General features: G+C 35.8%; 18 protein-coding genes, 1 tRNA gene and 1 pseudogene. 11 read left to right on the top strand and 9 right to left on the bottom strand.

Annotation, left to right across the window (positions count from 1 at the left end; all coding sequences use genetic code 11):
• Positions 1–107: 107 nt before the first annotated feature.
• On the bottom strand, positions 108–1,784 hold the full coding sequence (locus tag FNN09_RS13920; protein WP_143302981.1) for a DEAD/DEAH box helicase: 1,677 nt from the start codon (positions 1,782–1,784) through the stop codon (positions 108–110).
• 302 nt (positions 1,785–2,086) lie between these two features.
• A complete protein-coding gene (locus tag FNN09_RS13915; RefSeq protein WP_143302980.1) occupies positions 2,087–4,501 on the bottom strand; it encodes a TonB-dependent receptor domain-containing protein in 2,415 nt (804 codons plus the stop codon).
• Between the two features lie 281 nt (positions 4,502–4,782).
• Here FNN09_RS13915 and FNN09_RS13910 point away from each other — a divergent pair, with 281 nt between their 5' ends.
• Entirely contained in the window at positions 4,783–5,289 is a 507-nt protein-coding gene (locus tag FNN09_RS13910) for a hypothetical protein (protein WP_143302979.1), read from the top strand.
• A 2-nt stretch (positions 5,290–5,291) separates the two neighbouring features.
• Here FNN09_RS13910 and FNN09_RS13905 read toward each other — a convergent pair whose 3' ends face one another.
• Positions 5,292–6,446: a metallophosphoesterase gene (locus FNN09_RS13905; protein ID WP_143302978.1), complete on the bottom strand. Its 1,155-nt coding sequence runs from the start codon at positions 6,444–6,446 to the stop codon at positions 5,292–5,294.
• Positions 6,447–6,591: 145 nt separating this feature from the next.
• Here FNN09_RS13905 and FNN09_RS13900 point away from each other — a divergent pair, with 145 nt between their 5' ends.
• The 3 genes from FNN09_RS13900 (at position 6,592) to FNN09_RS13890 (ending at position 8,391) form a co-directional block, all read left to right on the top strand.
• Positions 6,592–6,951 carry a hypothetical protein gene (locus tag FNN09_RS13900; RefSeq protein WP_143302977.1) on the top strand — a complete coding sequence of 120 codons (360 nt, stop codon included), beginning with the start codon at positions 6,592–6,594 and terminating at the stop codon, positions 6,949–6,951.
• Between the two features lie 95 nt (positions 6,952–7,046).
• Positions 7,047–7,523 (top strand): hypothetical protein, encoded by a 477-nt coding sequence (locus FNN09_RS13895; RefSeq protein WP_143302976.1) that lies wholly within the window; start codon positions 7,047–7,049, stop codon positions 7,521–7,523.
• Positions 7,524–7,743: 220 nt separating this feature from the next.
• Positions 7,744–8,391 (top strand): DUF4956 domain-containing protein, encoded by a 648-nt coding sequence (locus FNN09_RS13890; RefSeq protein WP_143302975.1) that lies wholly within the window; start codon positions 7,744–7,746, stop codon positions 8,389–8,391.
• Between the two features lie 39 nt (positions 8,392–8,430).
• Here FNN09_RS13890 and FNN09_RS13885 read toward each other — a convergent pair whose 3' ends face one another.
• From FNN09_RS13885 to FNN09_RS13875, 3 genes are all read right to left on the bottom strand, one after another.
• Entirely contained in the window at positions 8,431–9,144 is a 714-nt protein-coding gene (locus tag FNN09_RS13885) for a LytTR family DNA-binding domain-containing protein (RefSeq protein WP_143302974.1), read from the bottom strand.
• Positions 9,145–9,214: 70 nt separating this feature from the next.
• Positions 9,215–9,895, bottom strand: a complete 681-nt coding sequence (locus FNN09_RS13880; RefSeq protein WP_143302973.1) for an RNA methyltransferase — start codon at positions 9,893–9,895, stop codon at positions 9,215–9,217.
• 86 nt (positions 9,896–9,981) lie between these two features.
• A complete protein-coding gene (locus FNN09_RS13875; RefSeq protein WP_255434131.1) occupies positions 9,982–10,257 on the bottom strand; it encodes an HU family DNA-binding protein in 276 nt (91 codons plus the stop codon).
• Positions 10,258–10,503: 246 nt separating this feature from the next.
• Between FNN09_RS13875 and FNN09_RS13870 the strand changes: the two genes are divergently transcribed.
• Both FNN09_RS13870 and FNN09_RS13865 read left to right on the top strand, forming a co-directional pair.
• Positions 10,504–10,588 (top strand) — tRNA-Ser (locus tag FNN09_RS13870).
• A 247-nt stretch (positions 10,589–10,835) separates the two neighbouring features.
• Positions 10,836–12,050: a site-specific integrase gene (locus FNN09_RS13865; protein ID WP_143302971.1), complete on the top strand. Its 1,215-nt coding sequence runs from the start codon at positions 10,836–10,838 to the stop codon at positions 12,048–12,050.
• A 465-nt stretch (positions 12,051–12,515) separates the two neighbouring features.
• Here FNN09_RS13865 and FNN09_RS13860 read toward each other — a convergent pair whose 3' ends face one another.
• Positions 12,516–12,752 carry a DUF4248 domain-containing protein gene (locus FNN09_RS13860; protein ID WP_143302970.1) on the bottom strand — a complete coding sequence of 79 codons (237 nt, stop codon included), beginning with the start codon at positions 12,750–12,752 and terminating at the stop codon, positions 12,516–12,518.
• Between the two features lie 514 nt (positions 12,753–13,266).
• The gene (locus FNN09_RS21595) at positions 13,267–13,503 is read right to left on the bottom strand and encodes a DUF4248 domain-containing protein (protein WP_143302540.1); all 237 of its coding nucleotides are present in this window, start codon (positions 13,501–13,503) and stop codon (positions 13,267–13,269) included.
• Positions 13,504–13,876: 373 nt separating this feature from the next.
• On the opposite strand from FNN09_RS21595, the gene FNN09_RS13850 reads away from it, so the two are divergent.
• The 4 genes from FNN09_RS13850 to FNN09_RS13835 all read left to right on the top strand — a co-directional run bounded on the left by FNN09_RS13850 (position 13,877) and on the right by FNN09_RS13835 (position 21,041).
• Positions 13,877–14,158 carry a helix-turn-helix domain-containing protein gene (locus FNN09_RS13850; RefSeq protein ID WP_138529957.1) on the top strand — a complete coding sequence of 94 codons (282 nt, stop codon included), beginning with the start codon at positions 13,877–13,879 and terminating at the stop codon, positions 14,156–14,158.
• Positions 14,159–14,171: 13 nt separating this feature from the next.
• Entirely contained in the window at positions 14,172–15,527 is a 1,356-nt protein-coding gene (locus FNN09_RS13845) for a DUF3987 domain-containing protein (protein WP_185969011.1), read from the top strand.
• Between the two features lie 265 nt (positions 15,528–15,792).
• Positions 15,793–16,785, top strand: a complete 993-nt coding sequence (locus tag FNN09_RS13840) for a DUF6371 domain-containing protein (protein WP_255434122.1) — start codon at positions 15,793–15,795, stop codon at positions 16,783–16,785.
• 206 nt (positions 16,786–16,991) lie between these two features.
• Positions 16,992–21,041 carry a two-component regulator propeller domain-containing protein gene (locus FNN09_RS13835; protein ID WP_143302966.1) on the top strand — a complete coding sequence of 1,350 codons (4,050 nt, stop codon included), beginning with the start codon at positions 16,992–16,994 and terminating at the stop codon, positions 21,039–21,041.
• Between the two features lie 140 nt (positions 21,042–21,181).
• On the opposite strand, the pseudogene FNN09_RS13830 reads toward FNN09_RS13835, so the two are convergent.
• A pseudogene (locus FNN09_RS13830) lies at positions 21,182–22,075 on the bottom strand (IS1595 family transposase).
• A 1,008-nt stretch (positions 22,076–23,083) separates the two neighbouring features.
• On the opposite strand from FNN09_RS13830, the gene FNN09_RS13825 reads away from it, so the two are divergent.
• Complete coding sequence (locus FNN09_RS13825) at positions 23,084–26,179, top strand: TonB-dependent receptor (protein ID WP_143302965.1); 3,096 nt, start codon at positions 23,084–23,086, stop codon at positions 26,177–26,179.
• Positions 26,180–26,181: the final 2 nt, after the last annotated feature.

Here is a 26,181-nt window from a genome sequence, read left to right as displayed (position 1 = left end):
AGTAAATGAATGTTTGCTGGTACAAACCGTCTTATAAAGTTAAAAGAAAAAAGCCATTTAGAATTATCTCTAAATGGCTTTCTTATATCAGTTTAATACTCTATGTATTAGTTTCTTCTTCTTCTTTCTTTACGGCCAGATGGCTTTGGAGAAGCTACCTCAAGGTTTACTTTTTTACCTTTTAATTTGCTTCTGTTCAACTTGTCAATAACCTCTTGTTCGTACTCCTTATCTACTTCAACAAATGAGAAGTTACGTAGTAATTCAATTTTACCAACTTTAACTGTAACGCCTCTCATGTTGCTATTGATCAAACCAATTACATCACCAGAAGTTAGTTTGTCTGTTTTACCAAGGTTTAGGAATAAACGGCTAAATGAAGCATCTCCACGTCCGCCACGCTCTCCACGACCGCCGCGTTCTCCTCGTTCACCTCTTTTGCCGCGCTCTTCTTTATAGATGTTAAGATCTGGTGCATCCTTATAGTATTCCATAAAGCGGTTGAATTCGGCAGCAACAAATTGCTTAATCAAATCTTCTTTTTCCATGGCTGCTAACTTTTCGTAAACAGATGGTAAAAGAGCATTTACCGGTGAGGCTTCCTCAAGTTCAGTTTTTCCAACGCGATCTAAGAAGTGGAATAGTTGCTTTTCGCAAATTTCTTCCGACTTAGGAACCATTTTACGCTCAAATTTTTTCTTAGCTAACTTCTCAATGGCTTTAATGCGGTGCATTTCGCGAGAGTGAATAATAGCTACAGAAACACCATTCTTACCTGCGCGACCAGTACGTCCACTACGGTGAATATATGCTTCAATATCATCAGGTAAATTGTAATTGATAACGTGTGTTAAGTCATTTACATCAATACCACGAGCGGCAACATCAGTTGCTACTAATAATTGTAAGTGCTTTTTTCTGAATCGGTGCATTACCATATCACGCTGAGCCTGAGAAAGGTCACCGTGTAAAGCATCTGCATTGTATCCATCAGCCATTAGTTTGTCGGCAATGTCTTTTGTTTCCTGACGCGTTCTACAGAAAATGATACCGTACACATCAGGTATAACATCAACTACACGTTTTAATGCTTTGTAACGATCATGTGCTTGCACCATATAAAAATGGTGTTCCACATTTTCAGAACCTGAGTTTTTTGTTCCGACACTTATTTCGATCGGATCTTGCATGTATTTTTTTGAAATACGAGAAATTTCAGCAGGCATGGTTGCCGAGAAAAGCAGGGTCTGACGCCATTCAGGTGTCTGTGCCATAATAGCTTCAATATCGTCCTTAAAACCCATGTTAAGCATTTCATCTGCTTCATCAAGTATTAACCATCTTACATTACCTAACTCAATAGCTTTACGGTTAATAAGGTCGTTCATACGACCTGGGGTTCCCACAACAATATGCGAGCCTCTTTTTAAAGCTTTTATTTGAGTGCGAATCTCTGTACCACCATAAACCGGAGTAACATAAAGATCGCGATAGTTTTTAGCGTATTTTTGTAAGTCCTTAGTTATCTGAAGACATAATTCGCGAGTAGGGCATAGAATTAACGCTTGTACGTTTTTCTCTTCAGTTTTAACCTGCGGAATAACCGGAAGACCAAAGGCACCTGTTTTACCTGTTCCTGTTTGTGCTAATGCAATTAAGTCATTACCATAATTTAAAATTTCAGGAATAGTTTTACTTTGAATCGGTGTTGGCGTTTCATATCCAAGCTCACCAATAGCACTTAGGATTTCCTCAGGAAGTCCTGTTTCTTTAAATGTTTGCATAATTTGCTATTTATCCACCCGCTTACACGTTCTTGCAGCTGTTACCCAGAGTTAGCAAATATGCCACGATGTGCTACTGAAAGTGACCGGAGTGGTCCTTATTTTTAATGAGCCGCAAAGATAGAGCGATTTTTTAGATTATTGACTTTTATGGTTTAAACAAAGCCTTATTTTGTGATTAATTAACGTTATTGTCTATAATTTCGGTAAAAAGCATCCTGTTTTATCCATTTACTCGCCAATATAGATAACATAACTGTTGCTAGTGTATGAATTGGTATTGTTGTAAAATGAATACTCGATTATATAGAAAGTCGAATTGAAGCAATAACATTGCGACCTGGTGCTGCAATACCCGATGAATAGGTTTTATAGCGCTCGTTAGTGATGTTATCGATACCTATAGTTAATGTAGTGTATTGTCCCACCATGTATTGACCCTTAATGTTTAAGGTCGACCAAGCAGGTGAATATGGGTTTCCGTTGGCATCTTTTGCATATAAATAGGCTTTCCCAATTTCAGATTCGGGCATATTGCCAAAGCTCATTTCGCCATTGTATTGCGCATTCAAATCAACCTTTAGTTTATTTTTCTCATAAGTAAGATGAGTTGTGCCAAACCATGGTGCTGCATGGCGAAGTGGCGAGTAGGAGCCATTGTCTTGTTCTTCTTCGCCTTTTTGATAATTGAATCGAGAGGATGCGCTAAAGCCATTTTTCCATTTATATTCAACGCCTGCCTGTATGCCGTATACATAGGCGTGTGCTGCGTTTTGTACCGCTTGTACACGGCTCAATTCTCCATCGTAATCTATAAATTCATTGTCGTTAAAGGAGTAGGGGCGTCGAACCATAGCATTCGTTAGGTAGGTATAATATGCCGTCATGTCAAGTTTCCATTTTTTGACGACAACAACCGCAGCTCCAACTTCTGCATTTATCGCATATTCTGGTTTTAAATCAGGATTGGGTACAACTACGGCTCCAGGTTCTGAGTCAAATACCTTGCCTACATCGTCAATGTTTGGTGCTCTAAAACCTGTTGATAAACTACTACTTAGCTGCCAATTATCAGTTGGGCTATGAATTAATCCCAAGCTGCCTGTTAAAGCTCCAGTGTTAATGTTTGTATTCTCAAAAGGGAAATTGTAAAAGGTATTATCAAAAGTGGCATCCAAATAAATGTAATTGTAGCGCAAGGCAGCTTGAAGGTTCGTTTTTTGCGATAAATGCTTTAAATAACTTCCATACAATGCTGCTGAAATCCAAATAGAACCATCGGGATAACGAGATGCTGCATCAGTAATATTCCCATTGATTAGGTTCTCTTTTATTCCATTGGAACCAACTTTGTTGCTGATTAATTCAGCACCATAAAACAACTTGCCGCTGCCATCCCAATGTTTTTCAAAATCCATGTTAAAACTGAATGCACTAACCTTTTCCGTTCTTCTGGTTATATCGTCCTGGTTCAGCTTGCGATTATGCCTACTTTCTTCGAAATACTGGTGAGAAGCGACTATTTGAAGATGATCAAAATATTTATGAGAAGATAAATATTGAGCATTTAAGGTATTCATTATCCACTTTTGTGGACCATAATACCAATCGCCGTATTTGAGTTGATCATCATTATTAGTCATTATTAAACGGTCATACCTTGGAACATCGGATGATTCGGAATAATGGAAGCCATAATTGAGAGACCAATTGTCGTTAGGCATATACTTTACCTTTTGCATCAGGTTAAGTTGGCTATAAGCTGTTGGTATTTGATTCAGTGGATCCTCGTTCGGTACTATTTTATCAACATTATTTTCGCGTATTACATATTCATGACGCAAGTAATCATCGGGCCCGTGCTTACCCATTTTTAAATTATCGTAATCGGAATAGCTAATGGATGTAAGTAGGGCAAACTTGTTATAGCCCAGATTAAAGTCAACATGACCTGTTTTTTCATTATTGACAGATGAGTACCTTGTTAGTGCATTGACTTTAATAAGGCTTTTATCTTCTTCGTGAGAAAGAATGGGTTCAAATGTATAGAAGCCCATAACTCCACCAATCGCATCGCTACCGTAAATGACCGAGCCAGGGCCAAAAATGACTTCGGCGCGATTACTTGCAAACGGATCAAGGGCAATTATATTCTGGATATTGCCACTTCTGAAAATGGCATTATTCATTCGAACACCATCAACTGTAATTAAAACGCGATTGGTTGCAAAACCTCTAATCATTGGGCTACCTCCACCCATTTGGCTCTTTTGTATAAATACGTCGCCTGTCATTTCCATTAAATCCGCCGCCGTTTGTGGATTCAGAAAATTGATTTCTTTGGGTTTTAAAATGGAAATTTTGGCTGGGCTTTCTCTTCGACCCTGTTTCCACTTTGTAGCAGATATTACTACTTCATCTAAAGATAATTCACTGGGCTCCATCAATACCTTGAAATTGATGTTTTGTAATTCAGTATAACTTATCTCGATGGTTTCGTAGCCCATTAATCGAAAAATAATGCTCTCAACACCTTCAAAGTCTGACATTTCACTTTGTCCTTTCATGTTGGTAATCGTATTTACCTCTTGCGATTGTGAAAAAATGGTAACCAGTTCAAGAGCCTGAAAGGTGTTTTTATCTCTTACCTGAACGGTTTGAGAATAGATATTAATTAGCGCAAGCTGAAATATGACGAGTATATAAAATCGAATCATTAGATAAAATACGTTGTGTGATTGTAAGCGTATCAAACAAGCAAATATCGTGCAAATATAGGTTTTTTACGATACTTTTTAAGCGATTTTTAATGTTGGCTAGTTGGTTAATGAATAAGGAATTCTTAACGTTCAGGTAGTGATGTTGTTAATTTGCTTTGTTGAACTTTTACTCGTGTTTGTCATTCAAAATGCACTATTTGTCAAAATAATATAAACGTTTATCCGTTTCTGCGTAATCGCTTAATAAATAATTGAATAGTGAATGTTAATTGAGGATAATGAAACAATTTGTAATTTATATAGTGCTATGCCTAATGAGTGTCGGTGCGAGTGCGCAAGATTTTTCCTATTTGTCAGATCTTGATGTTAAAGATGAATCTCAAGCAGAAGAAACGAAAGAGGCAGCTTTGGAATGTTGTTGTTACTTAACAGGTGTACGCTACGATAAAAAAGATGAATCAAGATCGATTGCAACTAAATTTGTTCAGTTGTGGCTAAATGAACACACAAACACACAAACCAATGTAGATGTGCTTTTAGGAAATGATGAATGTTTAATGGATATGTATAGCATTTATTTTGCCATGCACTTTATAGATGATGAAAACTCGCAAAGCGTTAGATCCTTACAGGCAAGTGCTTTAGAGGGAGTTGTGTCCTATTGTTCAAATTCATCCAATAAATTGAAGTTCACAAAGGCTTTAAAAGAAATAAAAGCCTTAAGCCAAAAAGGAGAACTTGAACAAGTAATTAGCAACATGGACTTAGTAAGCTCAGTACAGTAAGGTTATCTAAAACTTACATTGATTTCGAGTATTTCTGGTCTGTTACCCGTTCGAACAGGAGGACCCCAAGTGCCAAAACCAGTACTTACAATAAAGTGGCTATTGCCTTTTAACTTGTAACCTCTGCTTACTTCAAACATCCGTTTGGTAATATAGCCAAAAGGCCATAATTGCCCATGGTGGGTATGACCAGAAATTTGTAAATCAACCGCTTCTTTTTCAACTAAATCAAGGTTAAACGGTTGGTGGTCAAGCATGATTAAAGGTTTTGATTTATTCAGATGATTTACCAAATCAGTAATGCTTTTCCGTATGGCTCCTGAGCGCGACTTGTCTTTATCTTCTCGACCGATAAGGTAAAACTGATCTTCGATAAGAATAGAGGAATCCCTGAGTATGGTTAAGCCGTGCTCTTCGAGGTATTGAACAGAACGGTCGGCTCCTCCAATGTACTCGTGATTGCCAGTGCAGGCATATACTCCTAACGGGGCCTTAAGTTGGCGAAGACTTTCTCCGAGGTTCTGACGTATTACTGGTCCAACATCTTCGTCTACAACATCTCCTGCAAATAATATTATATCTGGCTCTAACGAATTAATTGTTTGTACAAGTTTATTGGTTTTGCGTGGGCCAATAATGGTTCCCAAATGAATATCTGATGCGGCAACAATTTTCAATTGCTTTCGTCCCTCAATGTGTTTTTCAATTTTAATGTTGTATTGGTTTATTTTAGGATGCCAGGCATTCATGAAACCAATGAAAATGATGAGAATACATGTGGCTGTAAGGATGATACCTGTGTAATACTTTAGGTTGGTGTAGTTTATTGTTCCTTGTTTGGGTAGGAAGTGGATAAGTGTATTTAAAAGTCGAATGATGTCAACTGCAAAAATAAACAAGGTAAAATATAGCATGCCTGCAAACCAAAAAGCCCCAATCCAATGTAATGAATTGGAAATGGGAGAGTACCATATTCTTTCGAGAAAGCGACCAGCAGGATAAGCAATAAGCAATAATAGCATTATCCATCTGAATGTGTTTTTTAGGGCAGGAATAGTTTCTAACCATTGTATGCCGCGGTGGTATATGTAGTAATTAACAGCAAAATGAATGCTTAAAATAATGCTTAAGAAAATTACGAATCCGTAGCTTTTCATTGTATAAATGTTAATTTCGTGTGTTTCAAAAGTGTAAATATACATATCTCATGTGAAGAAAGTGCCTTTTGGAGATAAAGAGCGATAATGGCTGTGAACCATTTATTTTTATCGATGTTACTCTGATGAATTTAAAACTGAGAAAATGCAAAAGATAAAATATTTAATAATGATTGGGGGAACCTTAATTTTGATAGGAATTCTCTTGAAGGTTTTGAGTGTAACAGGCCCTTGGGCAGCCTTGTGCTTTAGTGTTGGAGGAACAATGAAAATTCTTTATTTGATACTTGGAGTACGAAGTGGTTTGGTTAAAGTTGGTTCGGAAATCGTATTATTAATACTTGGCTTAGCTTTGATTTTTGCTGCAGTGTATTTTCGAAAAACAGATCAGTATATGAGTTTGTATGTTTGGTTTTTGTCTTTAGGAATTATAATTAAAACACTATTTGTAGTGCTGTTTATTCGCAAGCAAAAACGATTTAGAAAAGAATTGGCGCTTGAGTGATTTTTCTAAATCAATGGAAAAGCCTATGTTTATATGTGAATAATCAATCTCTCAAGATTGATTTTAAAGTTTTGTAATTTTTAATAGTTCTTTCCATGAAAAAGGCTTTGCTCATAATGTGTTTAATGCTTGTTGTAAGCTTGGCGTTGTTACCAGCCGTAAAAGGGCAAACACCAATTATATATAAGGAATTAGATTTAGACAAATCATTCTGTTTGCAAATCAACAATTTTGAGGTGGCTCATTCTTTAGATGATTTGAAGAAAATACCATATAAATATAATGCAGAATGTGAATCGATAGATTTTGGTAAGATTAACTTTGATAAGAAATCGATTGTGGTATGCAGTCAATTTGTGAGAAATGGGGAAGAGGCAATTAAAACCACTAAAGTAGAGGTGTTGCGTAATGATCGTAGTAAGGTTATTGACGTATACTTCGCTACTTTTGGAACTACTCAAATACAGCGCTCTGGTCGTTTATATGAAAATAGAAAGTGGCTGCTATTACCAAAATTCCCAAAGAATTACCGAGTTAAAGTGCATTATTCTCTTAAAGTCGTTCAGCCATAGCTTCTTCCTATTGTTATCTAGCGGTAAAGTTTCTTTTCACAATTCAAGTATCAATTTCGTTTGTCTGTTTATCGCTTAATCCTTGTTTGTTGGACAGTTTGAAACTGAAATATTCCGTTGAACACAAAATGGAGCTTAATTAAGGTGTCGTTTTCTTTATCCTTTTAATGACTTTGCCGATATTGCATATTAGATCTCACATGATTAAATCTAATAACCAATGGAAATAACTCTGAATGAAATTATAAATAGCAAAGCATTAATTAGCCTCTTGCTGCGATTTGCTTTTAACCTGGTGGTGGCACTTATTTTAGTGCGAGTTATCTATTATCAAAAAGCCAGACGAAAAGACTACCTGTTTACATTTATTTTAATTAGTACAATTGTATTTTTACTGTGTTTGCTTCTCGAAAGTGTGAACTTGCAATTAGGTTTTGCCTTAGGTTTGTTTGCAATTTTTGGTATTATCCGATACCGAACCACGCAAATACCCATTAAGGAGATGACCTACCTGTTTATAACAATAGGAGTTTCTGTAATAAATGCATTGAGTGGCTCCTATATTTCTATTGGAGAATTGGTAGTAACTAACCTGCTAATTATTGGCGTTACATTTGGTCTTGAGCGAGTTTGGTTACTTAAGCATGAATCGAGCAAGCTTATAATTTATGAGAAAATAGAGTTAATAACACCTGCACGTTACGAAGAGCTGTTGAATGATTTAAAAGAAAGAACAGGTTTATTAATTCATCGTGCTGAAATAGGAAAAGTTAATTTCTTACGGGATACAGCAGATGTTATCATCTATTACTATAATGATGAAGTATCAAATGTTAGTAATTTTGATAGTGCCGATGGAGATGATTAAAGAGCATTAAAAAACCCGTCGAGTAGACGGGTTTCTTTTTTATCTTGTAATTAAGTTGATGTCATCCATTAGCTTGTCTTTGTAAGACTTTCCTATTGGAATTATTTTCGATCCACCTTCGTAGTTGATTATAACCGAATTGTCTTCAATAACCTTTATCTTATTAATATTGACAATGAACGAGCGATGAACACGGACGTATCGTTCTGGAGGCATTTTTTCTGAAATGGCCTTCATTGTAAAGTGAATGGTAAATTTATCCTTAAAAGTATTTAGAACAACATAGTTCTCTAGAGCTTCAATCCACAATATGTCATCGTATTTTACCCTTACTAATGAACTATTGTTCTTAACAAAGATCTCGTTAGTTTCACGAACAACAGTGTCTTTCTCCTCAAATCTCTCACGTGCTCTTTTCACGGCTTTTATAAAACGGCCATATTGAACAGGTTTTAGCAGATAATCAGTAACATTATATTCGTAAGAGTCGATTGCATATTTTTCTTGTGACGAATAAACAATAACTTGAGGTAATTCATCTAATGATTTAAGAAAATCAATGCCACTCATTTCAGGCATTTCAATATCTAAAAATATAAGGTCAATTGTTTCGACGTCTTGTTTAGAAAGGTAGTTAATGGCACCCACTGCACTATCAAATGTCCCTGCTAATATCAAGTCGTCTGTTTTTTCAACAAATTCCTGAATGATCTTTGTTGAAAGTTTATCATCATCGATAATAATGCAATTCATAGAATATGATTTTCTTCAAAAATAAAAAAATATCGTCATTATTTGTTGTATCCCACTTAAAAAATAACATTTAAAAATGGGTATTGTTCCTTTTATTGAATTCATCAATGAGGAGCTCACTCTTTTTGACTGTTTTTCTTAGCCATTCCAGGTATAATTCATCCAATTCGGTTTGGGAGAGTTTCCAATCTATCGTACTCTTTTCTAGTTTGTTTGTTAAGTGTTGGATTGATACGGCAGCACTAACTGAAATGTTTAGACTTTCAGAGAAACCAACCATCGGAATTTTCATAAATTCATCTGCTTCCTCTTTTACAATGTCTGAAATTCCTTTTCCCTCATTACCAAAAACAAGGGCAAATTTTCCTTTATTAAGATCGAAATCATCGAGGTTTACATCGTTTTGATGAGGCGATGTTGCAACAATTCGGTAGCCGTCGGATTTGAGCTTGCACAATGTGGCTCTCGTGTTGTTGTCTTCTTGGTTGTGTTGGTGGAGGTGCAACCATTTAGTAGAGCCAATAACTACGTCAGGGTTTATGTTGAAAGTGTTTTGGTTTTCAATAATATGAATGTCTTGAATACCAAAACAATCGCATGATCGCAAAACTGCACTTGCATTTTGAGTTTGATAAATATCTTCTAATACAACTGTTAAGTATCTGGTGCGATGACTGGCAACTTGAAAGATTTGGTTTCTTCTTTCTTCTTTTGAAAATTGCTCCAAAAACTGTATTAGGTCTTTTATCATAGTTTTAATTAGCTGTTAAATAAGGTGGTATAATAAAAAAAAGAGAGCGCGTTAGCACTCTCTTAATATTTTTAGGTTGTAATAAATTAGTTGATAGAGTCGCTTAACTCACTACCAGCTTTGAATTTAACAACTTTTTTAGCAGGGATTTCAATTTCTTTACCTGTTTGTGGGTTTCTTCCTGTACGTGCACTTCTTTCAGAAACACCAAAAGAACCAAATCCTACTAATGCAACACGACCACCGTCTTTTAATGCAGTACCAGTTACTTTAATGAATGCGTCTAAAGCTTTTTTAGCATCAGCTTTTGTCAATTCTGCTTCTCCAGCAATTGCATCAATTAATTGAGCCTTGTTCATAATACTCTTAGATTTTAGGGTTATACCAAATTTTAATTCTTAAACTTTCCTCTACAAATATATAGTATTTGCAGTGTTTACCAAATGTTCGGGCCGAAAAGTGATTTGAAAATGCATAAAAGTAGAATTCTTATTGATAGTATTAATTTTTTGTAATTTCATTGATGTTTTTTGACTTTCAGATGTTGTTTAATTACAAATAATATCTATATTTGCAGCCGCATTGAAAGAAATGCACATTGTTTTATTGGAGAGATGGCAGAGTGGTCGAATGCGGTGGTCTTGAAAACCATTGTACCGCGAGGTACCGGGGGTTCGAATCCCTCTCTCTCCGCTGATAGCGAAAGCAATTTTAAGAAAAACCCTGTAAGTCAATACTTACAGGGTTTTTTAATGCGCAATATTTTGCAAAAAGATGCAAAAAAACGCAGTTTTTGAGCGGACTTATCGAGGACTTAATTTTCTCGAAAAAAGTCCTCGATTGACGGTTATAAAACACTCTGCATTGCGCTCTATTACTCGGTTTTGAATTGTTCTGAAATGAACTCATAGAAATAATTTTAACACTAAAATTTATCATTATGAGTGGACTTGAAAATGTCAAAACCTTGTTCTTCATCAAAAGAACAAAACTTACCAAAAGTGGAGATGCAACAATCTTCGTAAGAATTACCATTAACAAGGAAAGAACAGAGTTCTCACTTAAAAAGCATGTTAATCCTAATAATTGGGATGACAAAAAAGAAAGAGCTAAAGGTCGAAGCTTGGAAATTGTAGAACTCAATAAGTTCATCGACCAATATCACCGAAAGATATTATCCTATATTGATTTTATGATCTTGGATAATCAAACAGTCACAGTTCGGATTATTCAGGAAAAACTAGTTGGCACAAAAGAATGCAGAAGAACTATACTAAAAGTTTTCCAGGAACATAATGACAACGCAAGAAAATTAATCGGAATTGACTTTGCACCAGATACAGTTCAACGCTACGAAACGAGCTATATGCACACAAAGGATTTCATTCGTTGGCAGTACCAACGTGAAGACATGGCTTTGGAGGATCTAAATCATCAGTTTGTACGTAGCTATGAATTATACCTAAAAACGGAACGTAAATGCGTCCACAACACTGCTGTCAAATACCTAAAGAATTTCAAAAAAATAGTACTCATTGCACTGGCCAATGGTTGGATGAAGAAAGACCCTTTCGCTACCATTAAATTCAAACTAAAACCTGTCGATGCTGTATATCTTACCAAAGAGGAATTGAGTACAGTAATTAATAAAGAAATAAGCATAGAACGCTTACGACAGGTTCGTGATGTTTTCGTATTCTGTTGCTTTACTGGATTAGCCTTCTCTGATGCCAAGTCTCTAAAGCATGAGCATATCACAACCGATGGTAACGGAATTACCTGGATCCATAAAAAACGCAAGAAAACTGATCAGATGAGTACCATCTTTGTGATTGAGGCCGCCAAAAAGTTAATGGAAAAGTACGAATACAAACCGGAACTCATTGAAAAAGGTATGGTGCTTCCTGTTTTAAGCAATCAAAAAATGAATGCTTTTTTGAAAGAAATAGGAATTATATGTGGTATTGATAAACCCATATCAACACATACCGCTAGGCATACTTTTGCAACAACGGTTGCCCTAGAGAATGATATGCCCTTGGAAGTTGTATCAAAGACGCTTGGTCATTCCAGTACGAAAATGACTCAACGTTATGCCAGAACAACCGAAGCTTTGATTAAGAAGAATATGGAGAAGATAAAAGACTTGTATTAGATAATGGTTGCAATGTACTTCGCCATAGCGATATATTATTTTTTGTATTTGACTATGCTGCTCAGCGGCATAGTTGAATTATTAGTTTATTAATTTATAGTTGTAGTACATGGTAATATAACAGTAAAAAGAATCTATAAAAATTTAGTAGGAGGCCTGAGACTCTAACCTAAAATTTGCTGTCATTTGATTGTTAGAATTGAATTTCATCTGTTATTTCAACTGAGGTGCTCAGCACTCCAGTTGAAAAAGGTCAAATATAATTTAGTTGAGGTGCTGAGCACTTCAACTGAAAAATTATTTTTAAACGATAAACAAAAGTATCCAATTCAAAACGAAGGAGTACTTTTTTAAATCCTAATCGAAAAAAAATGCAACCGTGAGTGTTAATGTTGCAAATGTTCTTGTCGAATAAAAAAATGCGAAGTTTTACATTCAACAATTACATCAGTTTTGATAGAATCTTTACAAATCCTCGAACTCTTCCTGGCTAATTCCAAAGTGTTTCAGGATAATCCCCAGTTCTATGTGGGTAAAATAATGAGCCCGTTTATTACGTGTTAGCTTATCAAGCTTAGTGCTTAATTCCTGTGATAGTTTAATTTCCTTGCGCATTAATTGCATGGCGGAAGTTTTATTTGAACTTTGAGGGTATAGTTTTTTAGCTAAATCTTGTTTTAATATTGTTCGGGGTAATATCATCGTATTGCGTTTAATATTATTCTACTTCATTTCGATGGTTGTAAAATTATATTATAAATCACAAAACTAGCGACTTACAGTTGTGCTAATTTCGGACACAACTTAGCCAATTAACGACAATTTGAACTTTTTTTGGTTTCATGCACGACAGACCATACAATTCCCTATAAAGTGCTCAAAATGCACTCTAAAATACGAAGCATTTTCCTAATTCAACAATGGTGTTGTTTTCATATTGGTGGAGATTTATACAAAGCACTATTGATAATGAGCAAAGCACCCCAAAAGTACTCTCAGGATTTTTGAAAGCATTCAAATAGCATGCTTAATATATACTACGAAATGGGCAGAGCGCTCAAAAGCATGTGAAATATACTCTGAATATGGTCTGCATATGCTCTGAAAGTACGCTCAAGCATGAAAAAGCTATCTGCTTATTGGTGCATATAGTGCTTTTGCGCTTGTTTTCGCTAGGTTTTCTGTAAGTTTTATCATGGTTTCCCAAAAGAAGTTTTTACAATAACTTAAATTCCTCCTGGCTTATACAATAATGTTCCAGAATTGCTTCCAATTCTTTATGAGTGTAATAATGCGCTCGTTTATTTCTTGTCAATAAATCGAGTTTGTTATTCAATTCAGGTGATAGTTTTATTTCTTTCCGGAGCAACTGCATCGCTGCATTTATATTTGAGCTTTGTGGATATAATTTAATGGCCAAATCTTGTTTCAAAATCGTTCTTCTAAATATCATTTTTGTGAGTCGTTTTTTTTTACGTTTTTCTGATTCAATTATAGAGAAATAGTATGCAATTACAAAAGAAATGAAGAACATGGTAATAAATAGTAATAAAAGTAAAAGCGTTTGATTTTTAGATAGTAACAAATAGCATTAAATAGAAAAAATGTCAAGGATTAGAAGTATGAAGTAATTTAGTCTGTACTCAGTACTATTTACTTGCGCTCAATTAAGAACCGTTAAAACGATAAAATACGATACAAAACAATTTTTTACTTGCTTTTACTCTCCTTTACTTTCCGTTACTATCTTTTACGAGAAAGTCAGTGTACCGTATTGCTTAGGTTTGACGAAACAAAAATGAATAACACATTTAAATCGTATAAAAATGAGCAAGACAGTTGTAATTGTAGATGAGCACCTCTTTAATAAGTTAATGGGTAAGATTGACCATATTAACGATAAGATTGATAGTATCAATGTGGCCAAGAATGATGGTTTTAAAGATCGTTGGTATGTCACCGAAGAAGTATGCAAACTATTAAATGTTAGTAGGCGTACTTTGCAAACCATGCGTGACAATAAGGTTATCGCTTATAAGAAGACCGGACGCAAAATCTACTATAAGGCTTCAGAAATAGAGGCTTATCTGGAAAGTATTAATGGATAATCCCCTATATCGTATGGAATCAATTGAAAAAGAGAAAACGGAACTGGGGAAAGCACACCTGAAATTTGGAAAGATGTCCATCCATGAAGCTAACCATAGACTTAAAATGGCAGAGGAATCGGAATTTCCATTGACCATCTTTCCAAAGTTTATCCAGGATACTATTATTGAATTACATGAGCACGGGAATTATAACATCGACTATACATCGGTAAGTATTTTTACAGCGTTGGCCGGGATTATTGGCAACTCGTACCATCTGCGTAAACATATTGAATGGATTGAAAACCCATCCATGTGGGTGGTGTTAGTCGGTAAGTCAGGACAGAATAAAAGTGCTCCCTTAAAAACAGCTTTTAAAGCCATCAAAAACTTGCAGAAGCAATACGACCAGGAATATGAAGCAGCCATCGCCAATTATGATCCTGATTTAGGTGAAAAGAAACCGACTAAGAAAAAACTGTATTCTACCGATCCGACTTTTGAGGCTCTCATCAATATCCATAAGCAAAATCCCAATGGTATGATATTGATGCCCGATGAGTTTAAGAGCTTTATTTTGAATTTGATTGGATATAGCGGAACCTCAAAGCAAAGTCAGTTTCTATCCATATGGGATGGAGCACCAATTTCACTGGATCGTAAAGAAGTTGAAAGTTCTTCGTTGAGTATGCCTTGTGTATCAATCATAGGCAGTATACAGGACGATGTGATTGCATCATTTAAGGCCAAGGATATAAAAGATGGTTTCTTTGAGCGAATTCTTTTTGCTATTCCGTTAAAAATGGAAAAGAAATTAATTGGAAAAAAGAACCCTGATGATTACATGATAGAGAAATTTCATTCCAGGATGAAAGCTTTGATGGATAAAGTTTATGAGAGTATTAATACGATAGAGTTACCATTATCTGAGAAGGCAGAGGACTTGTTTATTGATGAAGTAAACAAACATGTAAAGCCATCCAATAAGGATGCTACTATATCAGGAATCCTGTCAAAACTGGATAGATATATATTACGATTTGCACTGGTCCTTGAAGTTTCAAATAGCTTTTTTGAAGGGCAAGCGATTAAGTACATAACCATGGACTCAATGAAAAAAGCCATTATGCTTAAGGATTATTTCTTTTCCAATGCATTAAAGCTAAACCATATGGTTTTAAATGTGTATGAAGACAACTCAAAGGAAGGTAAGGTGTTTCAGGTTTTAAAGAAGATTGGCAAACGAGAATTCACCAACAAAGAGTTTATTGAGATGGCCATTAAACTCAATATAGCCAAAGAATCATACGCTTACCAATTGCTGAGCAATACAAAACTGGCACATAAAAAGCAGAAAGGTGTGTACGAAACTGATGTACTCAATTAATCTTACTACAACGATATTGATCCAGGAAAAAATATAGAATACTGTAGAGTTTGCGGAGTTGTGGAGTTTGATTGATTCACAATGCTTTATGTGTGGAGTTTGAGTGGAGTAACTGTGGAGTATGGAACAGTACAAATAGTTCAATAATCATTTCAGAATTGATGAAGTTGTGGAGTGAGTGTAGTTGTATGGAGTAGTAAGTGCTTGAAAAACAACAATCCTCCACAACTCCACAAACTCCACTAAGACAAGAAAAGTTTCTTTTATGTCAGATATCCGCTATTCATTGGAAAAATACAAAGGACGATCAACCAGGTATCATTGTCCGAAATGTCAGCAAAGGACTTTTACCAGGTATGTAGACCACCACACCAACAAGCATTTGTCAGATTATACAGGTAGATGTAACCGTGTGGAAAAATGTGCATACCATTTTACACCTAAAATGTACTTTGAGAAAAATGGATACGAATCAAATGATTTTACTAAGCCTGTTTTTAAACCAAGACCGATCACCCAACCTCCTTCATGTATTGACAAAAAGCTAATGCTAGCTTCGCTTACCAACTATCACCAAAACAACTTTGCTATCGGCTTGACTAAATACTTTCCTGAACACTTGGTTTTAGAAGTATTACAGAGATATTACGTTGGTACAGCCAAAGGGAATAAAACGATTTTCTGGCAAGTCAACAGATTGGGACGAGTACGAACAGGTAAAGTGATGCAATATAATTCAGCTACTCTAAAGCGGGTTGGTTATATTAATTGGGTGCATCATATCACTAAGCAAAAGGACTTCAATTTAAAACAAGTATTCTTTGGCGCTCACCTGCTTATTGATAAAACAAAACCTGTGGCCATTGCCGAAGGTGAAAAGAATGCCATATTCGGAGCATTGTATTATCCACAATATAATTGGATTGCCGTTGGTTCTATTGAGATGCTTAATGTTCACAAAGTAAATACTCTCAGCGGGTATCAGGTAACTTTATTTCCTGATAAGGGAAAAGCTTTTGAAAAGTGGTGCAAAATTGCCAAGGCCGCTTGTTTTATAGTTTGTGTAAATACCGTTCTGGAGAATACTAATTTAAATGAAGGCGATGATGTTGCAGATTTAGTAATTGCCGTCAAAAAGGAAAGATATCAAGATAGTAGTGCGAGTGTAATAGATTCGTTCAAAAACAAGAATGAATACTTATGTTCACTTATTGATAGATTTAAATTGAAGGTATTAAATCATTCAGATCTTGCATGAATTTTGAGAATAGTTTGTTCTACGGTATTGAAGAATGTTGTATTTATTGCCCGTTCAAGCCAAGAATTGTCCGATAACTGATTGAGAAATAACGAAGAGCCATTAAAGACACTTGTAAGTCCAGAATTTATTTGGTTCTTGCTTTAAACTCTCCTTACGTTCTTAATTATTTTATAAATTCACGAAATATTTAAGAATGTAAGGAGATGAGCGATTTTCGTTGTATTAGAGTATTATTATTGTCAGCTTTTGTTATAGTGCGAAGCTATATCGCATTTGGTCAGGAGTACCAAATATCTTATCTATCGGTAGAAGATGGCTTGTCGCACAATGAAGTTACTTCAATCGTTCAGGATAATGACGGTTTTATGTGGTTTGGAACCAGAGGTGGTCTTAATCGATACGATGGATATCAGTTCAAACACTACAAGCCTGATTGGCAACAAACATCCAGTATACAGGGTGCTTCAGTGGAGTGTCTGTTTCGCGATTCTAATGGTCACCTATGGATTGGAACCCAAACCGGAGGATACAGTTATTTCGATTTAGTGAAAGAGAGATTCGTGGTGCCACCAGGTTCGGGTAAATTAAATAAGACTCCTGTTATTTCTTTTGATGAGGATTCAAAAGGTAATATTTGTATTAGCAGTTTTGGTAATGGAATCGTTAAGTATAGAGCTGAAGGTGATGTGATTGAGTCAATTAGTAGCGGATTATGCAGGTCGGTGACCTGTGTTAATGATACCCTCGTATTTTGGGGGACACAGAGTGGATTAGGCTTCGTGAGCGCAGATAAAGTAGAAAAAACGATAAGGTTTAGTAAGGGCTATCACGATCCAATGAAAATAATTGCCGATCGACAACAACCATGTATTTGGATGGTGGGTTGGAATTTAAATTTGACGCGCTATAATTATTCTAATGGTTCCACTACCAACTTTGTGATTCCTGATTTGCCAGATAATGAAGCTGGTATCTCCTTGATGCAGGATAATGCAGGTGATTTATGGATTGGGACAAAAGGTCAAGGCTTGTTTAAATTTAGCGTGGCTGATTTAACGTTTCATAAAGTAGAAATAAAACCAGATGTTGATAATATCTCCCATTCAGACTATGATTTTATATTGGATATCTATCAGGATGTAGCTGGTGATATTTGGGTTGGAACGAATGGAGGAGGGATCGTTCGATTATCAGCCAACAAACAGTTTTATACCTATGACGCAAATAATGACATTGGAGGGCAACACATAACTTCAGTTCTTGAAGATCGTGATGGAGTATTGTGGGTTGGGACCAAGGGGAAGGGCTTATTTGTAAGTAACGGCGAAGGAAAATTCTCTAAGGTTTCAGTTATACAAAATAAAATGAGGAGTGAATTTGAATCTGAACATGTTATTTCAATTTATCAGTCTGAAAATGGATTGATTTGGGTTTGTCTTGAATCTACTCTATATGTGATAAAAAATAACATTGACGGATCAAAAGAATTGCTTCCTGCTTCTACCTTCTTTAATTCACCTTCCTTACGTGTGCGCAAACCTGTTGATCTGATAGTGTTAGGTAATCAATTGTGGGTTGCCTCAGAAGTGAATGGATTATACTTGTTTGAGAAAGAAAAGAGTGAATTTGTATTAAAGAAAAAAATTTATGCAAGAGATCACGAAAGACAATTGGTATCCCATAGGGGCTTGGTTTTGAATTATGACCACCGAAATCGATTATGGATAGGGACAAATCTGGGGTTACACCTCTATCAGGCCGAAAAGAACTCTTTTATTGCTGTTGAAAACTTGATTGATAATTATACAACTCTTGACAAAACGATACTATGCCTTCATACCGATAATAGTGGTCATGTGTGGTTTGGTACGCCAAGCAGTTTAAATCAGCTTGTTGAAGAGCCAAATGGAAGCTTCAAACTAATGGAGTATACTAAGAAAGATGGTTTGGCTGATGATTACATCAATTGTATTTTAAGCGATAAAAAAGGAAATATCTGGTTGAGTACAAACGCCGGCTTATCTATGTATAATAAGCAGAGCAGAACCTTTAGGAATTACGATGAGTCAGATGGAATTGGTGGGTTGAACTTTTCAAAAACATCGGGCTGTATTGGGCACGATGGTCAAATGTATTTTGGTGGATTTAACGGTGTAACTTATTTTAATCCGGAAGAGGTAAAGGATAATAATTATAATCCCCCAGTTGCAATAACAGAGTTCAAAATATTAAACAAGCCTTCTGTGGTCAATCCTAAAGGCGCTTTTAAAAAGAGTATCAATTCGCAACAACGAATCCATTTGAATCATCTGCAAAATGAGTTTTCCATAGAATTTTCTGCCCTGGACTATAAAGCCCCTCATCTTAATCATTATGCTTATTGGTTGGAAGGCCTAGACAGCACTCGCGTGCTTTTGGGTAATAGACGTTACGTTTCATTTTCGAATTTAAAGCCTGGTGATTATACATTACGTTTGTATGGTACCAATAGTAATGGGAGTTGGAGTGATCGGGAAAGAACTCTCAATATAAGTGTTTCTCCCGCACCCTGGAAGACTTGGTATGCTAATGGTGCTTATGTCCTGTTGATCGTTTTAACTGTTTTTGTGATAGTAAAGGTGGCAAGACGGCAGGAACAGTTAAAACAGGAGGTTGAGATACAAAAAACACAGCGAGTGAACCAAAAAAAAATGAATGATGATAAGCTGAGGTTTTTTACAAATATTTCACATGAAATACGTACCCCCTTAACCCTTATACTGGCACCTGTTAGTGAGTTATTACAAAAAGACTTTTCAAAACTTGGACAAGATTATGTTAAAAGTAAAATTGAGGTAGTATATCAAAGTGCGTCCAAATTACAGGAGCTTGTTAATCAACTCCTGGAGTTTAGAAAGCTGGAAGCTGGTAAGGCACAGTTGCAGGCTTCAGAAAACAATATGATTGAATTCGTAAAACATCTAACTGAGCCATTTGCAATATATGCTGAAAGCAAAAAAATTGGTTTTAAGACAAATTATAAATTAAAAAATCCAACACTCTATTTTGATAATGAGAAAATGGCAGTGGTGGTGAATAATTTGTTATCCAATGCTTTTAAGTATGTTGGCCAGACGGGCGAAGTTTCTGTATTATTGGAGCAGGATGAACAGCATATTTTTATCCATATTTCAAATAATGGCAGTGGCATTCCTCCCTCCAGCATGACGTCTATTTTTGAGCGTTTTTATCAGCCACCCGGACATTCACCTATTGGCAGTACAGGTATCGGACTGTCTCTGGTGAAGAGTTATATAGAATTGCATAAAGGAGAAATAAATGTAACAAGTACGCGAGGTGAATTAACCACCTTTACCATAAGCTTACTAAAAGGTACAAGTCATTTGTTAGCAGATGAAATTACAAAATCACCGACAAAAGAAAAACATTTTGAAGGTATTACGGAAAAGTTTTCGAAAATGCAAGTACGTCAGCTCCCAAAAGCTATTCGTGGCGACAAAATATTAATTGTGGATGATAATGAGGAAATTATGAAGTATTTGCATGGGCTTTTGGAACAAAATTTTGAGGTAATTGATGCAAAAGATGGTTTAGAGGCCTATGAAGGTGTTTTAGAGCATAAGCCTGAGTTGGTTATCTCAGATGTAATGATGCCTCGAATGGATGGCTTTGAGTTATGTCAGAAAATTAAATCAAATGAACTTGTTTCCCATATACCAGTTATTCTCTTAACGGCTAAAGGTGAGGGAAAAGACGAATTATTAGGCACTCGTCATGGAGCAGATGCTTATATGATCAAACCTTTTAATCCAATACTACTTCTTGAAAAGGTTAATCTGTTAATAGAATCCCGACGCAAGTTATCGTATAAATTTGCCGAAAAAGTGGTACTGGAGCCCAAAGGTGAGGTGATTGAGAAAGATGATGTAAAACTATTAAAACAAATCATTTCTATTGTTGAGGAGAATATAGATAATGTTACATTTACAAAGGAAGAGTTGGCAACAAAGATGGCAATGAGCTATATGACTTTATATCGAAAATGTAAAAAAATGATAGATATAACACCTGGAGCATATATTCGCTCAATGCGTTTAAAGCGAGCTGCTCAGTATCTTAGAGAAACAGACATGACAGTACTGGAAATTATAGATAAAGTAGCCTACGCTGATGCGAAGAGCTTTAGGCGAGGCTTTTCGAAAGAGTTTGGTATGATTCCATCGGAATATAGAAAAAAGTATAAAGCAGAATAATTAAATTGTTTTAGAATTATATAACATTTGCAATGTTTATGTAGTTTGATTTTTGTTTCCCAAATAATAGCCTATAATTTACCTTAGCTCTTTCTAGTTTAATTATAGGATTTTTAATTTTAACTTATTGAGGTCAGTAGTTAAGGACATACTAATTTAGCTTGATAAATCTTGTCTGCATCTACCATTCTACTGACGAAATTGTTAAATATATTCTGTTTTGATTGGGACCTATTTATTCGATAACAAAATTCACTAAGGTATCGATCTATATTAGATTCGCTTACCCATGAATAGGTTGTTCTAAGCCATGATTTAACTTGATGTATCATTGTGTGTAAAGCCTTAAAATTCATACCATGGTCACTTTCTACTTGCTCTATATTGTACTGCTTCATTAAAGGCCTGTAACCTTTTCACTTATCAGTTACAACATTAGCTTCGTTTGAGATATGCTTATCGAACAGCCTTTTTAATTCCTTAGATGAATAATTATCAATCTTCATAGAATACATTCGCTTAACTTTACCGTCTTCCGTAAGCTCAACAGCACAAACAATCTTCTTTTTCTTGGTATGATAACTTCTGCCAACAGCTCCTGTTTCTTTACCTCCTACAACAAATTCATCAATGTGTCCATTTCCATCTATGGGATAACTTTCACTTGACTTCATAGCTTCACGAACCTTGTGCATGAATAGCCGTGCGGTCTTTTCTGTAATGCCAAAACGAACGCTTATGTGACTTGCTGAAAGACTTTTGGTTGTCGTAGACATTTCAAAGCAAATAAAGAAGGCTTTACGAATACCAAATTTGACTTTGTGAAACAAGGTATTAGCTGTTGATGATTCAGTATGACTGCATTTATTACAAGTTCTTGAATGATTACCTCTAATCTGACATCCAGTATGATTGCATTTGGTGCATTTAAATCCCTCTGACCACTTAAAATGAGCTAAGTATTCTTTACAATCTTCATCACTTTTAAAACGTTCAGCAAACTCTAGAAGGTTTTGACCCCGAAATATATCCATGTATCTCTTGATTTTAAAGACTACTAATATATGTATTTATCTACTGACCTCAATTAACTTAATTGGAGCTTATTGATTCGTAACGAGTTGAAACGTCTCACCTTTCATTGTAGGATTTTTGAAGTCTCTTATGCTTTGGTGGGTGTACAAATTCTACATAGGTTAGCCAGAGCTTTTATAGCAGTTTTAGCTTAATGCTGTATTAGTATTATTACTTTATACGTTGATTGTCTTCTTTTTGAAATCAAATGATTTCTTGGTTTTCCCTGATGATTTTGTCCTTTTTATGCTGAATTCGACAATAATTTTAATGATTTTTTAATCTAATGTGGTTTTATTCCTTGACCCTTGGGTCGAAAATAAAATTGTTTGCGTAGCAAACGCCACTTGATACCTCGGAGCTTGCTCCGGGGTCATTCATTAACTTTTGTGTTCCTATTTTAGTCAATGACGCAAAAGTCAAAAAAATAAACTACTGAAAGTACATAGCAACTATAAGGATATGAATTTGCCTTAACGATTTTATCCATATTATGCCATAAAATAAACGCGGTTTTTAGAAAATATATTCTTGATATGAGAACCTGAGTATAACCATTGGCTTTCTTGAGGTTCATATAGTATCAGAGGTGATATATAATATTAATGGGTTTACAATGGGTGTAAATGGCAGATAAAGAGAGTGTAGTGGTTTTTATGTGTTATTTTATGCCTCTTTTATGATATTTAAACTTCGGTTCCATTGTAAATTATTTACCCTTTATTGGTGTAGAGTAAGACTCATAAAAGTTATCCATTGAGCATTTTTGTGTTCTAAATATTATTTAACGTTTCAATGAGCTTATTAATGGGTTTTAATAATTGGAAATTTCGAAAAGTAAATAGTTCTGAAAAAGAAAAGCACATGACGTATGTGTTATACATTCTCTTTGTGGTATTAACTGTTTTTTTGATTGTGCTAATTCAAATTGTAAGTAGTTGAACTCGTATAACTAAAGATTAATTTTTATGAAAAAAGAAAGAAAAGCCAGAGGTAGTTGTGTATTACGATTAATGGCTTTTGTAGTTGTACTATTCATGGGCGCGAATGCATTTGCTCAGGAAGTTACCATTAATGGTAATGTAACAGATACAGAAGGATTGACAATACCTGGCGTTAACGTTTCTATTAAAGGAACTACTATTGGAGGTATCACCGATTTAGATGGTAATTATGTGATTACCATTAGCAATGTAAAAGAATCAGTTATTGTCTTTTCATTTATAGGAATGAAAACTCAGGAGATTGCTTTTGCTGAACAGACCCGGTTGGATGTGGTAATGGAGTCGGATATTAACAATGTTGATGAGGTGGTTGTGGTTGGATACGGTACGCAAAAGCGTATTAGTGTTACAGGTGCTGTAAATACCATTAAAACGGAAGACCTTGCTACAGCATCATCATCATCGGTAGCAACCGCTTTGACAGGGCGAATGCCAGGTACGGTTGTCGTACAGTCCAGTGGCCAGGCAGGAGACGGGGCAAGTACAATAAGTATTCGTGGATCTGAGGGTAATCCTTTGATTTTAGTCGATGGGGTAGAGCGCGGTTTTCAGGATCTGGATCCTGATGAAATTGAAAGCATCACTACCTTAAAGGATGCATCAGCAACAGCTGTTTATGGTATTCGCGGTGGTAACGGTGTTATTATTGTCACCACCAAACGAGGTAAAGATGGGCCAGCAAAAATATCGGTTAAAACCGAATTCGGATTGATGCAGCGTGGCGATATTTTGAGCACTTTAGATGCTTATAACTATGCTGTTTTGCATAATGAAGGTCGTATTAATGACGGTGATATTCCGATTTATTCAGATGAAGATATTGAAAAATTTCGCACAGGTTCCAGCCCTGTTACTCATCCCAATAATCATTGGTATGATGATTTAACCAATAAGTTTGGTCATCGTCAGCGTTATACTGTCAATATTTCAGGTGGTCACCAAAAAGTACGTTATTTTACCTCCATTGGTTATATGCAAGAGCGTGATGCCTACAAGGATTTTAATGTTGGTTACGATGATGAATCCAAATATAAACGTTATAACCTTAGAGCGAATTTAGATATTGATTTGACCAATACCACTGTTTTAAGTGCAAGTGCAGCAGGTCAGTTCGGAAACCGTCATGAACCAGCCTTAGGTTGGGAAGGTTTTACTCGGGAAATGTTTAAAGCACCAGCTGATGCTGTATCTTTTGTAGATGGTAAAATAATACGTGTAAACAATAATGTGGTAAATGCCACGCCATTACAGCAAATTTACGATTCTGGTTATCGAGAAAAGTATACTAATAAGATGCAGTTTTCAGCGACTATTCATCAGAACCTTGAATTTATCACTAAGGGTCTAAAGTTTGATGGAACCTTCTCATACGATCATGGATATAGCAATACCTTTACAGCCAATAATAGTGTACCGGTGTACGAAATTGTTGGTGACTATGACCCGGAGGGTGATTTAAACCTAAAACGTTTCGGTTCAGAAACAACCTTAGGTAGTAATAGGAATACAGAAACTCAAACCAAAACGGTTAATGTTCGTCTAAAGCTTAACTACAAGCGTTCATTTGGTCGCCATAACGTTGGGGCAGTAGGTGTTTTTACTACTAATGAAGTTGGCTTTTTATCTGGAGGTGACAACAATAAAAATGCCCCAACATATGTTCCTAGGAAATATGTTGAGATGGCAGGTCGATTTTCTTACAATTTTGCCGATAAATACTTTCTTGAATTTAACGCTGGTTACAACGGATCAGAAACGTTTGCTCAAGAAAATAGATATGGCTTCTTCCCTGCTATCTCTGGTGGTTGGGTGTTAAGTAATGAGAATTTCTTCCCTAAAAATGACATTTTATCCTTCGTGAAATTCAGAGCGTCTTATGGTACAACTGGTAATGACGGTGGAATTGGACGCTTCGGCTATTATGATACTTATTCTATATCCTACTCTGGTGGTAACCTATTTGGTTTGAATCCTGTTGGTCAAGGTCAGGCCTTGCAAACTGGTGTTGGTAATCCCTTAATTGCTTGGGCAACCAGTTCTCAACAAAACCTAGCCTTGGAAACACGTTGGTTTGATGGTAAATTAAAATTACAAGCTGATGTGTTTAATACGGATAAGAAAGATATATTATATCGATCTGAGAATGTTGCATCTATCATAGGATTGCCAGAGAATGTACCCGGCAACATTAGAGAGGAACGTGTTTGGGGTTACGAATTACAAGGAGACTATTCTGTTAATCTTGGCAAGCTAAAAGTGAACATTTTTGCTAACCTAAACCAAGTAGATAAAGAATTGGTGTATACTGATGAAATTGCACAGGATTACGAATGGCAGGAAGTGACCGGAAGGCACCCGAAATCCATTTATGGTTTTGTTTCAAAAGGATTTTATTCACAGGATGATATCGATTATCTAGAAGCTAACGCATGGGTCGGTGACGCTCAGGTAGCATCATCGTCATATGTGGGGCAGGGATTGCAGGCCGGTGATTTAAAGTTTGAAGATTTAAACGGCGATGGTATTATTGATGATTTGGATAAAAAAGTTTTTAGCAACTTAACCGTGCCTCAATTTTCATATGGTTTTGGTTCGAATTTCAGTTATAAAAACTGGTCATTAAATGTGTTTTTTCAAGGGGTAGGTGATGTTACTTACAATATTTCCAATTTTATACGTGAGCCTTTTATTTCTGGTATTGGTAACGGAGCTCAAGAAATTTTATTAACGCGCTGGACCCCTGAACGTGCTGCAGCAGGTGAAACAATTGAATACCCACGTATCTCCGCAACGGGTAAACACGCGCACAATTATCAAAATTCAGATTTTTGGTTTAGAAATGCCTCCTATATTCGATTAAAAAACCTTGAATTGGCTTATCGCTTAAAAGGTAAAACTTTAAAGAATATGGGTATTTCGTCCGTTCGTATTTATGCCAGTGGAACGAATTTGCTGACTTGGACTAATCTTGATTTTGTTGACCCAGAAACAAAATCAGGTGCTCAAGCACCAATTGGACCCAATAGAGTGTATACCATGGGTCTTAATGTTTCATTCTAAAA

Origin of the sequence: Carboxylicivirga sp. M1479 (genome assembly GCF_007097485.1) — a bacterium.
Classification (GTDB): Bacteria; Bacteroidota; Bacteroidia; order Bacteroidales; family Marinilabiliaceae; genus Carboxylicivirga.
The sequence above is the reverse complement of the archived record's forward strand: the minus strand, read 5'-3'. Positions and strand labels throughout refer to the sequence as shown.

Excerpts from the sequence above, each read along its gene's own strand:
- FNN09_RS13920 (WP_143302981.1), bottom strand. The coding sequence starts at position 1,784 with ATGCAAACATTTAAAGAAACAGGACTTCCTGAGGAAATCCTAAGTGCT.
- FNN09_RS13915 (WP_143302980.1), bottom strand. The coding sequence starts at position 4,501 with ATGATTCGATTTTATATACTCGTCATATTTCAGCTTGCGCTAATTAAT.
- FNN09_RS13910 (WP_143302979.1), top strand. The coding sequence starts at position 4,783 with ATGAAACAATTTGTAATTTATATAGTGCTATGCCTAATGAGTGTCGGT.
- FNN09_RS13905 (WP_143302978.1), bottom strand. The coding sequence starts at position 6,446 with ATGAAAAGCTACGGATTCGTAATTTTCTTAAGCATTATTTTAAGCATT.
- FNN09_RS13900 (WP_143302977.1), top strand. The coding sequence starts at position 6,592 with ATGCAAAAGATAAAATATTTAATAATGATTGGGGGAACCTTAATTTTG.
- FNN09_RS13895 (WP_143302976.1), top strand. The coding sequence starts at position 7,047 with ATGAAAAAGGCTTTGCTCATAATGTGTTTAATGCTTGTTGTAAGCTTG.
- FNN09_RS13890 (WP_143302975.1), top strand. The coding sequence starts at position 7,744 with ATGGAAATAACTCTGAATGAAATTATAAATAGCAAAGCATTAATTAGC.
- FNN09_RS13885 (WP_143302974.1), bottom strand. The coding sequence starts at position 9,144 with ATGAATTGCATTATTATCGATGATGATAAACTTTCAACAAAGATCATT.
- FNN09_RS13880 (WP_143302973.1), bottom strand. The coding sequence starts at position 9,895 with ATGATAAAAGACCTAATACAGTTTTTGGAGCAATTTTCAAAAGAAGAA.
- FNN09_RS13865 (WP_143302971.1), top strand. The coding sequence starts at position 10,836 with ATGAGTGGACTTGAAAATGTCAAAACCTTGTTCTTCATCAAAAGAACA.
- FNN09_RS13860 (WP_143302970.1), bottom strand. The coding sequence starts at position 12,752 with ATGATATTACCCCGAACAATATTAAAACAAGATTTAGCTAAAAAACTA.
- FNN09_RS21595 (WP_143302540.1), bottom strand. The coding sequence starts at position 13,503 with ATGATATTTAGAAGAACGATTTTGAAACAAGATTTGGCCATTAAATTA.
- FNN09_RS13850 (WP_138529957.1), top strand. The coding sequence starts at position 13,877 with ATGAGCAAGACAGTTGTAATTGTAGATGAGCACCTCTTTAATAAGTTA.
- FNN09_RS13845 (WP_185969011.1), top strand. The coding sequence starts at position 14,172 with ATGGAATCAATTGAAAAAGAGAAAACGGAACTGGGGAAAGCACACCTG.
- FNN09_RS13840 (WP_255434122.1), top strand. The coding sequence starts at position 15,793 with ATGTCAGATATCCGCTATTCATTGGAAAAATACAAAGGACGATCAACC.
- FNN09_RS13835 (WP_143302966.1), top strand. The coding sequence starts at position 16,992 with ATGAGCGATTTTCGTTGTATTAGAGTATTATTATTGTCAGCTTTTGTT.
- FNN09_RS13825 (WP_143302965.1), top strand. The coding sequence starts at position 23,084 with ATGAAAAAAGAAAGAAAAGCCAGAGGTAGTTGTGTATTACGATTAATG.